We start from the raw sequence: 9,500 nt of genomic DNA on the forward strand, positions 1-9,500 counted from the left end.
CCCGCGCTCGACGGCTCCGGCCGCCGCGAGAGCGGCGCCGTGCTCGACGCCCTCTGCGGCCGCTTCGTGCCGCCGGGGCCCTCCGGCGCGCCGAGCCGCGGCCGCGCGGACTGCCTGCCGACGGGGCGGAACTTCTATTCCGTCGATGTGCGCGCCGTGCCGACCAAGGCGGCCTGGGAGATCGGGCGCCGCTCGGCGGAACTCCTTGCCGGGCGCTACTTCCAGGACGAGGGCGAATGGCCGAAGGCGATCGCCCTCACGGTCTGGGGCACCGCCAACATGCGGACCGGCGGCGACGACATCGCCCAGGCGCTCGCGCTTCTCGGCGTGCGGCCGGTCTGGGAGGCCGCCTCCGGCCGCGTCACCGGCATCGAGATCGTCCCGCTCTCGGAGCTCGGGCGGCCGCGGATCGACGTGACGCTCAGGATCTCGGGCTTCTTCCGCGATGCCTTCCCGGCGCAGATCGCGCTCTTCCACGAAGCGGTCGAGGCGGTCGCCGAGCGCGGCGAGCCGGCCGAGGCGAACCCCGTCGCCGCCCGGATCGCGGCCGATGCGGAGCGCCTCGCGGCCGCCGGCCTGCCCCGCGAGGAGGCGCGGCGGACCGCTTCCTACCGCGTCTTTGGCTCGAAGCCCGGCGCCTACGGGGCGGGGCTCCAGGCGCTCATCGACGAAGGCATCTGGAGCGGGCGGAACGATCTCGCCGCGGCCTTCCTGGAATGGTCGGCCTACGCCTATGGCGGCGGCGCGGAGGGGCGCGGCGCGCGCGACATGCTGGAGGCGCGGCTCGCCGCGGTCGACGCGATCGTCCAGAACCAGGACAATCGCGAGCACGACCTCCTCGATTCCGACGATTACTACCAGTTCGAGGGCGGGCTCGCGGCGAGCGTGGAGACGCTCCGCGGCGCGGCGCCGCGGATCTTCCACAACGATCATTCCCGGCCGGAGCGGCCGCTCGTGCGCGCGCTGGAGGAGGAGATCGCGCGCGTGGTGCGCGGCCGCGCGGCGAACCCGAAATGGATCGCGGGCGTCATGCGGCACGGCTACAAGGGCGCCTTCGAGATCGCCGCGACGGTCGATTATCTGTTCGCCTTCGCGGCTACCACCGACGCCGTGGGGCACCACCATTTCGACCAGCTCTACGACGCCTATATCGAGGACGAGGCGGTGCGCGGCTTCATTTCGCAGAACAATCCGCCGGCGCTGAGGGAGATCGCGGCGCGCTTCCGCGAGGCGATCGACCGTGGCCTGTGGGCGCCGCGCCGCAACAGCACGTATCGGGACCTGGCAGCGATCGCGGGGGAAGCGCCATGAAGACGGAAGACCTGTCCGAGGCGGAGGTCAACGCCAGGCACGCGGAGAAGATGCGCCGCAAGAAGGAGGCGCGCGACAAGATCATCGCCACGAAGACGATCGAGAAGGGCCTCCTCATCGTCCACACCGGCAAGGGCAAGGGCAAGTCGACCGCGGCGTTCGGGCTCGTCTTCCGCGCGCTCGGCAACGGCATGAAGGTCGCCGTCGTGCAGTTCGTGAAGGGCCGCTGGCAGACCGGGGAACGCGTCGCGCTGGAGAAGTTCGGGGATCAGGTCACGTTCGCTACCATGGGCGAGGGCTTCACCTGGGAGACGCAGGACCGCGCCCGCGACATCGCCGCCGCGAAGGCGGCCTGGGAGAAGGCGAGGGAATTCGTCATGGACGCCGAGCACGACCTCGTCGTCCTCGACGAGCTCAACATCGTGCTCCGGTACGAATATCTCGATCTCGGCGAGGTGCTGGAGGTCCTGAATGCCCGCCCGCGCATGAAGCACGTCGTGGTGACGGGCCGGAACGCCCGCGAGGAGCTCGTCGAGGCGGCCGACCTCGTCACCGAGATGGAGCAGGTGAAGCACCCGTTCCGCTCGGGCGTGAAGGCGCAGCGGGGGATCGAGTTCTAGCGAGGTAATGTGATCGCGTTTTGCTTTCGCCACTCATAGGTCCGTTCGGCCTTGAGATAGGCAAGCGCCTTCTGCGTGTCTTCGAGCGCTATTTCGGACAAGACCACGTTTTGGCGATCGACGGTGATCGAGAACTGAACCACCTTGCCGTCGACGAAAAGCCTTTCAAATCGTGCCGCTGTCATGTCTCCAAGACGTATGTTTTGCAGGTATTGGTTGGCGACGACGGATTGAAAGCGGCTTCTTGGTTCCCACGGCGCCTGTGCCGCGTTGGTGCCCGCGTCGATGGCCTTTGCCGTTTCAGCGGCTTGCAGCATCAATGGATCCGGCAGTGCCGCCACTTGCTCGCCATCCAGCTTCATGATCACCGGACTGCCGGGATGCTCGACAACGACCCTGGCGCCGGAGGCCTGCAGAGCCGATTCCTCGTCAGGGCGCGCCGGCCGCGTGATTTCCTGCCAATACGCAACGTCCCAAACGGCTTCCTGCTTTTCGGGATTGTAGCGTAACGACAGCGCTGCCGAACCTGTGACCGTCCACGGCCCGGCCTTCGTCTCATCCAGCTTGCGCAGATATTTGGAAGCCCGGAGCGCATAGGCGATGCCCTGTCCGTCGCGCTCGATCTCCCAGCCGCCGATCGCCTTGAGTTCGGCGCCCTGCGGACGCTTCGCTTCGAACTCTTGAGGTGGCTTCTGGTAAGCCTGTTTGGCCTCGGGCGACGCTTGGGCGGCAAAGAACTGAAACAAAGGGTTCATCTCAACGTCGCCGGCGCGAGAAGCGGTGGCGACGCCATCTTTGAACACCACGATGCGGGGCACCTCGGTGACCTGATACGTCTCGGCCAGCGTCCGCTCGACGTCGATGTTAACCGTGTAGAATTTTACTTGGCCCGCAAAAGCGGCAAACGCCATTTGTGGCGCCTCGATGGTCATCCTGTTGCACGGCGAGGGTGCGCAGGCATCGCTGCGGAACATGACGACCACCGGCTGCTTTCCCGACTCGGCAATCACCGCCTGCTCGAAATCGCCTCCAGCGACATCGTACATGGCGAGACCCTGGGCGAGAGCTCCCGGCAAACCCCAAACATAGAGAAGTGCTATAAGGAGCGATCGTCTCATTGGCGAAGGTCTCAGCGGCTGCACCGTCGATAGCATACTTCTGATGCGGATGCAGCGGCACGGTTAAAGGTGGGAGTTGGATGCCTGTCATGACCCCGCTCTGTCACCGACCAAATACTTGTTTTCATTCAAATTCCGAGCCGCGCCGATCTGCGTCCCGGACAACGGCGACGCAAGTGTTCATTGCCGTGATTGGTCGGGCGGCGGAGAGTATCCGGCGATCAGCCGCGCGCCTGCGCGATTGGAGCTGAAGCCATGATCGTCGACGGACCGGACATCGTTGTTCCGCCAGATAACCGAATACTCTACTTCGGCCGGGACCGGGATCGCTTCCGCTTTCTCTCGCATTTCCATCCGAGCCCGATCGTTATCGACGGCGAAGACTGGCCGACGGTGGAGCACTACTATCAGGCGCAGAAATCGGCCAACCCGGACTACAAGGCGGCGATCCGGGCAGCCATTCGTCCCGGCTTGGCCAAGCGCCTTGCGGCTCCGCCGTCGGCACCGCGCCGTATCTCCCAGAATTCATGGTTTCGCAAAAACGACCAGCAGCCGCGCCCCGACTGGCATGACGTGAAGCTCGACATCATGCGTCGCGCGGACCTCGCCAAGTTTACGCAGAACGCCGATTTGACAGTCCTGCTGCTGGCAACCGGCGACGCCGAACTGGTCGAGGATTCGCCGGACGAACCGTTCTGGGGCACGGGCCCCGACGGTGCCGGTTTCAACTGGGCGGGCCGGGTGGTGATGGAGGTACGTGCGCGATTGCGCGGCAATGGCCCGCTGCAACGAGGGTGACCGCCCAATTGTGCGGGCTTGCGCGCAATCCTGTTTCGGCTCACCTTGCCCGCAAAGATTGAGGGCGACGCCTGTTGCTTCGCTCTCCAGCTTTATCGATGATATCTTTGCCGAGTTGCGGACCTGGAAATGGCCACACGGGTCGCCCGCCGCATTGAAGGCTGCATTCGCGGCGCGAGGAGTGGCAACGACCGTCCGCCAGGTGCTTCGCCAAGTGTTTGGCAAAGGCCGCGCGTGCCTGCTGCAGCCATCGTCGTGGCGGTCGCGCTGGCGGGAAATGCCGGAATTCTTGCCGGCCCGACACGCGCCGACCCGCCGCCGGCAGTACCGCAACCGCCCGGCCACGCGCGGCCGCCCGCTTGGCGATTTTGGGAGTCGCCGACGGCAGGTGGGCCGGCTGTGATACCGCGCATAAGCTATGTTGGCGCGATCGATCGCGGCTTCGGCATGTCCGTGGAATGCCGCGGCAGCGGCCCGTCGATCTATATTTCGATCGACAATCCGGATGCAGCTTTGCGTCAGCTTCGCTTCGACGTGCCGATCCCGGTCGTCTTTCGCGCCGCAGGCGGAGGGTCACTGGCCACCGCGAACGGCAGTGCCCGGGTGACCGCGACTCTCACCACGGGCTACATGGCCACGACCAATCGTATCGCCATCGGCATTGGTCTCGCCGACGCGGCGCGCGCAATCAGCCTGATCGAGAGCAACGCCGGACCCTCTGCCACGCTTCTCGCCGTCGAAGTCGCGGGAGCGGCCGGGACTTTCGATTTGACGGGTGCACGCGATAGTTTCGCGGCCCTCAGACGTGCCTGTGAGTCGAGGAAGTTGTAATGATAGCGTGGCTATCGTCTACGCTGTCATGATGAGCGCCATATAGCAGCCACGACCTGGCGCAGGCCGGTCATTGGCCGCGTCCCGCCTGGGTGGCGAAGCGGCGCGCCTCCTCGCCCGCCCGGAACAGCGCCTTCGCCTTCGCGACGCATTCCGCCTGCTCGGAAGCGGGATTGGAATCGGCGACGATGCCGGCGCCGGCCTGGACGTACATGCGGCCGTCCTTCACGACGGCCGTGCGCAGCACGATGCAGGTGTCCATCTCGCCGTCGCAGGAGAAGTAGCCGACGCAGCCGGCATAGATGCCGCGCTTCTCCTTCTCGAGCTCGTCGATGATCTCCATCGCCCGGATCTTCGGGGCGCCGGAGACGGTGCCGGCCGGAAAGCCCGCGACGAGGGCGTCGAGCGCATCGCAACCCTCGCGCAGCCTTCCGACCACGTTCGAGACAATGTGCATGACCTGGCTGTAGTGCTCCAGGAAGAACTGGTCGGTGACCTTCACGGTCCCGAGCGTCGCGACGCGGCCGACATCGTTGCGGCCGAGATCGAGGAGCATCAGGTGCTCCGCGCGCTCCTTCGGATCCGCCAGCAGCTCCTCGCCGAGACGCTGATCCTCCTCCGGCGTTGGGCCGCGCGGGCGCGTTCCCGCGATCGGCCGGATCGTGACCTCGCCCTCCCGCACGCGCACCAGGATCTCCGGCGACGAGCCCACCACGGCGAAATCGCCAAAATCCAGGAAATAGAGGAACGGCGCCGGGTTCGTCCGCCGGAGCGCGCGGTAGAGCGAAAAGGGCGGCAGCGGAAACGGCGCCTCGAAGCGCTGCGACAGCACGACCTGGAAGATGTCGCCGGCCGCGATGTAGTCCTTCGCGCGCCCCACCATCGCGCGATATTCGTCCGGCGTGGTGTTGGAGACTATCTCGGCCGCAAGCGACACGTCCGCGGTCTCCGCGCTCCGCTCCAGCGGCCGGTCGAGCGCGTCGATCGTCTCGCTCAGCCGGTCGACGGCGCGGTCGTAGGCGTCCCGTGCGGAGACGCCGGCGCGCGGCCGGACCGGAGTGACGATCGTCATCTCGTCCTTCACGGAATCGAAGACCGCGACGATCTGCGGGCGGATGAAGATGGAATCGGCGACGCCGATCCCGCCGGGATTGGGCTCCGGCAGGCGCTCCATCAGCCGCACCGCGTCATAGGCGAGATAGCCGAACACGCCGGCGGCCATGGGCGGCAGGCCGCGCGGGATCTCGATCCGGCTCTCCGCGAGCAGGCGCCTCAGCGCGGCGAGCGTGTCCTCCGGACAGGGCTCGTAGCGCGCGAGGTTCGGCAGCCGGGCGATCTCGGCCCGCGCGCCCTCGGCGCGGAACACCAGATCGGGGTTGAGCCCGATCATGGAATAGCGGCCGCGGACCGCGCCGCCCTCCACCGATTCCAGCAGGAAGGCGTTGCCGCGCCCGGCGGCGAGGCGGAGATAGGCGGAGACGGGCGTCTCGAGATCGGCCACGAGCCGGGTCCAGACGAGCTGCGGCTCCCCTGCGAGATAGCGCGCCGCAAAGGCCTCGAACGCGGGCTCGATCAGCATCACTGGCTCCGGTTTTCGCCGGTGACCTGCGCGTAGACGGTGTTGTTCACCCGCACCGGCCGCCCCTGCATGATGTGCGCGGCATAGGCCTGGAGGAGATCGCTCTCCAGCGCGTTCGCGAGGTTGGTCCGCAGCGTCTGGGCGCTCTCCGATTCCGCAAAGAAGGCGGGTGCGGAGACGCCGTCGACCCGCAGCAGGATGCGCGCCGGCGGCGTGTCCGATTCCGCGTTGACGACATGGCCCTCGGGGCCGGCGAAACCCTGCGCGAGCGCGTTCCGGCTGAGGCCCTCCTTCGGCTCGCTGCGGGTCGCGCCCTCGATCCGCTGCACCGGCCTGCCGATCTCCGCCGCCAGGGTCTCCAGGCTCTCGCCGGCCTTCAGCCGGTCGAACAATGCGGCGGCCCGCGCGCTCACGCGGCGCTCGATCTCGTCCTTGCGCCAGGCCGCGGCGACCGCGTCACGCACCTCGTCGAGCGTCCGCTCCCGTTCCGGGATGACGTCGAGAACGACGTAGAAGACGTAGGAATCGTCCCCGGTCCGGATCGGGTCGGTCTCGATCTCCGGATCGGTCTCGAAGGCCTGGGTGAGCAGCGCGCCGCCACCGGGGAGGTCCGCCACCTCCGTCCCGTCCGGCGCCTCGCCGGTCCGGTCCACGCTCTCGATCACCCGGTAGGGGAGGGAAAGCTTCTGCGCCGCCTCCTGCAGGGTGGCGCCGCCTGCACGCTCGTCCTCGACCCGGTCGTAGAGGTCGGCGACGCGGTCCGCCGCCGCATGCTCCGCGAGCTCGGTCCGGATCCGGTCGGAGACTTCCTCGAGCGGCGTGACCGAGCCGGGCTGGATCTCCGTCACGCGCACCAGCGCGGGGCCGAGCGGTGCGTCGACCACGGGGACCACCGTGCCCTGCGCCGCCGCGAACGCAGCGTCGGCGACCTTGCGGTCGACGATCTCCGCCTTGGACTTCAATCCGAGGTCGACGTCCGATTCGGTCAGCCCGCGCTCCTGCGCGAGCGCGAGGAAGTCCTTTCCCGACTGGGCCGCCTGCTCCGCCGCCTCGCGGCTGTCGTAGCGGATCTGCTCGACGCGCCGGCGCTCCGGACGGCTGAATTCCTGCTTCCGTCGTTCGTATTCGGTCGCGACGTCGGCGTCCGGCACGGAGGCGGGGTCGGCGATCGCCTTCGGGTCGAGCGCGATCGTGCCGATCTTCCGGTATTCCGGAGCCTTGAACTCGTCCTTGTGCGCTTGGAAATAGCTGTCGAGCGCAGCCTGGTCCGGCTGCCCCGGATCCTCGACCGCGGCGGCATCGACAATGAGGGTCGAGAAGGTCCGCGTCTCGTTCTGATAGCGGTAGAACGCTTCGACGAGCGGATCGGGCGCCGAGATGCCGCTTCCGATCGAGACCAGGATCTGGTTGCGGAGCGCGCGCTGGCGGACGTCGCGGACATAGTCGTCCTCCGGCAGCCCGGCATTCCGGAGGAGGGCCTGGAAGCGGGCGCGGTCGAAGCGGCCCCCGGCACCCTGGAAGCTTGGATCCTGTTGGATCTCGCGCGCGACTTCCAGGTCGGAGATTCCGAGCCCGTAATCCTGGGCCTGGTCGTCGAGCGCGGCCTGCGTGACGAGTTCGCCGAGCACCTGCTGCGGGATGCCGAACATGCGCGCCTGCTCGAGCGTGAGGGTGGTGCCGGCCTGGCGGCCGAGAAGGTCGATCCGCCGGCCGAGGGCGCGCTGGAATTCCTGGGCGCTGATCTCCGCGTCGCCGACGCGCGCCAGCTGTCCGGTGCCATAGCCGAAGAACTGGCCGGAAATGCCCCAGATCCCGAAGCTCACGATCAGGAGCGCGAGCAGAACCTTGGCCACCCAGCCGCTGGCTGCTTGACGCATTTGATCGAGCATGGAACACCCTCGTCCCGATAGAAAAAGGCCGGGCAGACCCGGCCCGGCGGACGGACCTTAGTGGCACGGCGTCCCGATGCCAAGGTGGCGCGGGCCGGTCACGTCCGCCGCCGCCGACCGGGGCTCATGGACGCATGCGGAAGCTGATTGCCGGCAACTGGAAGATGAACGGACTCGCCGCGGACATCGCCGAGGCGCGCGCGGTCGCGGAGGGCCTGGCCGCCGCCGGCGGCGATGCGGACGTCATGATCTGCCCGCCGGCAACGCTGATCGCGCAGCTCGCCTGGGCATTGAAGGACGGCGCGGTCGCGGTGGGCGGGCAGGACTGCCATGCCGAGGCCGCGGGCGCCCATACCGGCGACGTCTCCGCGGAGATGCTGGCCGACGCGGGTGCCGTCGCCGTGATCGTCGGCCATTCGGAGCGCCGGACCGACCACGGTGAGACCGACGCGCTGGTCCGCGGCAAGGCGGCCGCGGCGCATCGGGCCGGGCTCGGCGCGATCGTCTGCGTCGGCGAGACGGAGGCGGAGCGGCTTTCGGGCAGGGCGGAGGAGGTCGTCGCGCGGCAGCTCCAGGGCTCTGTGCCGGACGGGGATCCCGCACGGATCGTGATCGCCTACGAACCCGTCTGGGCGATCGGCACCGGCCGGACCCCGACCGGGGATGACATCGCGGCCATGCACGCCCATATCCACCGCGCGCTCCGGGCGCGGTTCGGAGTGGCCGCCGATTCCGTCCGGATTCTCTATGGCGGCTCGATGAAGCCGGCGAATGCCGCCGAGATCCTCGCGATCCCGCATGTGGGCGGCGGCCTCGTCGGCGGCGCGAGTCTCAAGGCCAAGGACTTCCTGGCGATCATCGCGGCCGCGGCCCCGCTTTGAGCCTTCAATGCACGGCGCGCCTCGTGTAGAAGCCGCGGCCGAGGAAGAGGTTTATGCAGACAGTTCTCATCGTGATCCACCTTATGGTGGTGCTGGCCATGATCGGCCTGGTGCTGCTGCAGCGCTCCGAAGGCGGCGCGCTCGGCATCGGCGGATCGGGCAATTTCCTGTCGGGGCGGAGCGCGGGCAACCTTCTGACCCGCTCCACCGGCATCCTGGCCGCGGTCTTCTTCGCGACCTCGATCGGGCTCACGCTGCTGGCCCGGCTGGAATCCCGCCCCGCCGACATTCTCGACCAGCTTCCGGCGAGCACGGCTCCGTCCGCGCCGGCCGGCGGGACGACGCAGACGCCGGGTAGCGGACCGGGCATTCTGGAGCAGCTCCAGAGCGTCGGGCGCGAGCCGTCGGCGCCCGCGGCGCCGCAGCCGCCGGCCCCCTCCGGCGCCGCTCCGGCTCCGAGCGCTCCGGCGGCA

The 9,500-nt window shown here is 68.3% G+C and carries 9 protein-coding genes; 6 read left to right on the forward strand and 3 right to left on the reverse strand.

All coding sequences use genetic code 11. The features are described from left to right. Together E4O86_RS20910 and cobO are read left to right on the forward strand one after the other, a co-directional pair. On the forward strand, positions 1–1,311 hold a 1,311-nt coding region (locus tag E4O86_RS20910), incomplete at its 5' end, for a cobaltochelatase subunit CobN (RefSeq protein WP_205521017.1). Next, complete coding sequence (cobO, locus tag E4O86_RS20915) at positions 1,308–1,931, forward strand: cob(I)yrinic acid a,c-diamide adenosyltransferase (protein ID WP_161142490.1); 624 nt, start codon at positions 1,308–1,310, stop codon at positions 1,929–1,931. The genes E4O86_RS20910 and cobO, both read left to right, overlap by 4 nt. Here the strand turns inward: cobO and E4O86_RS20920 are convergent. Then, positions 1,928–2,977 (reverse strand): thioredoxin family protein, encoded by a 1,050-nt coding sequence (locus E4O86_RS20920; RefSeq protein WP_161142491.1) that lies wholly within the window; start codon positions 2,975–2,977, stop codon positions 1,928–1,930. The genes cobO and E4O86_RS20920 overlap by 4 nt on opposite strands. 327 nt (positions 2,978–3,304) lie before the next feature. Between E4O86_RS20920 and ybiA the strand changes: the two genes are divergently transcribed. Both ybiA and E4O86_RS20930 read left to right on the forward strand, forming a co-directional pair. Beyond that, positions 3,305–3,847, forward strand: a complete 543-nt coding sequence (ybiA, locus tag E4O86_RS20925; protein ID WP_161142492.1) for a riboflavin biosynthesis intermediates N-glycosidase — start codon at positions 3,305–3,307, stop codon at positions 3,845–3,847. A 129-nt stretch (positions 3,848–3,976) separates the two neighbouring features. Beyond that, on the forward strand, positions 3,977–4,678 hold the full coding sequence (locus E4O86_RS20930) for a hypothetical protein (RefSeq protein WP_161142493.1): 702 nt from the start codon (positions 3,977–3,979) through the stop codon (positions 4,676–4,678). 70 nt (positions 4,679–4,748) lie between these two features. On the opposite strand, the gene trpE is transcribed toward E4O86_RS20930, so the two are convergent. Both trpE and E4O86_RS20940 read right to left on the reverse strand, forming a co-directional pair. Continuing rightward, a complete protein-coding gene (trpE, locus tag E4O86_RS20935; RefSeq protein ID WP_161142494.1) occupies positions 4,749–6,257 on the reverse strand; it encodes an anthranilate synthase component I in 1,509 nt (502 codons plus the stop codon). Beyond that, positions 6,257–8,146 carry a SurA N-terminal domain-containing protein gene (locus E4O86_RS20940; RefSeq protein WP_161142495.1) on the reverse strand — a complete coding sequence of 630 codons (1,890 nt, stop codon included), beginning with the start codon at positions 8,144–8,146 and terminating at the stop codon, positions 6,257–6,259. Before E4O86_RS20940 ends, trpE begins: the two co-directional genes overlap by 1 nt. 134 nt (positions 8,147–8,280) lie before the next feature. On the opposite strand from E4O86_RS20940, the gene tpiA reads away from it, so the two are divergent. Together tpiA and secG are read left to right on the forward strand one after the other, a co-directional pair. After that, entirely contained in the window at positions 8,281–9,027 is a 747-nt protein-coding gene (gene tpiA, locus E4O86_RS20945; protein ID WP_161142496.1) for a triose-phosphate isomerase, read from the forward strand. Between the two features lie 53 nt (positions 9,028–9,080). After that, a partial coding sequence (gene secG, locus E4O86_RS20950) for a preprotein translocase subunit SecG (protein WP_161142497.1) occupies positions 9,081–9,500 on the forward strand: 420 nt, incomplete at its 3' end.

The organism is Propylenella binzhouense (genome assembly GCF_009866965.1).
GTDB lineage: Bacteria > Pseudomonadota > Alphaproteobacteria > Rhizobiales > Afifellaceae > Propylenella > Propylenella binzhouense.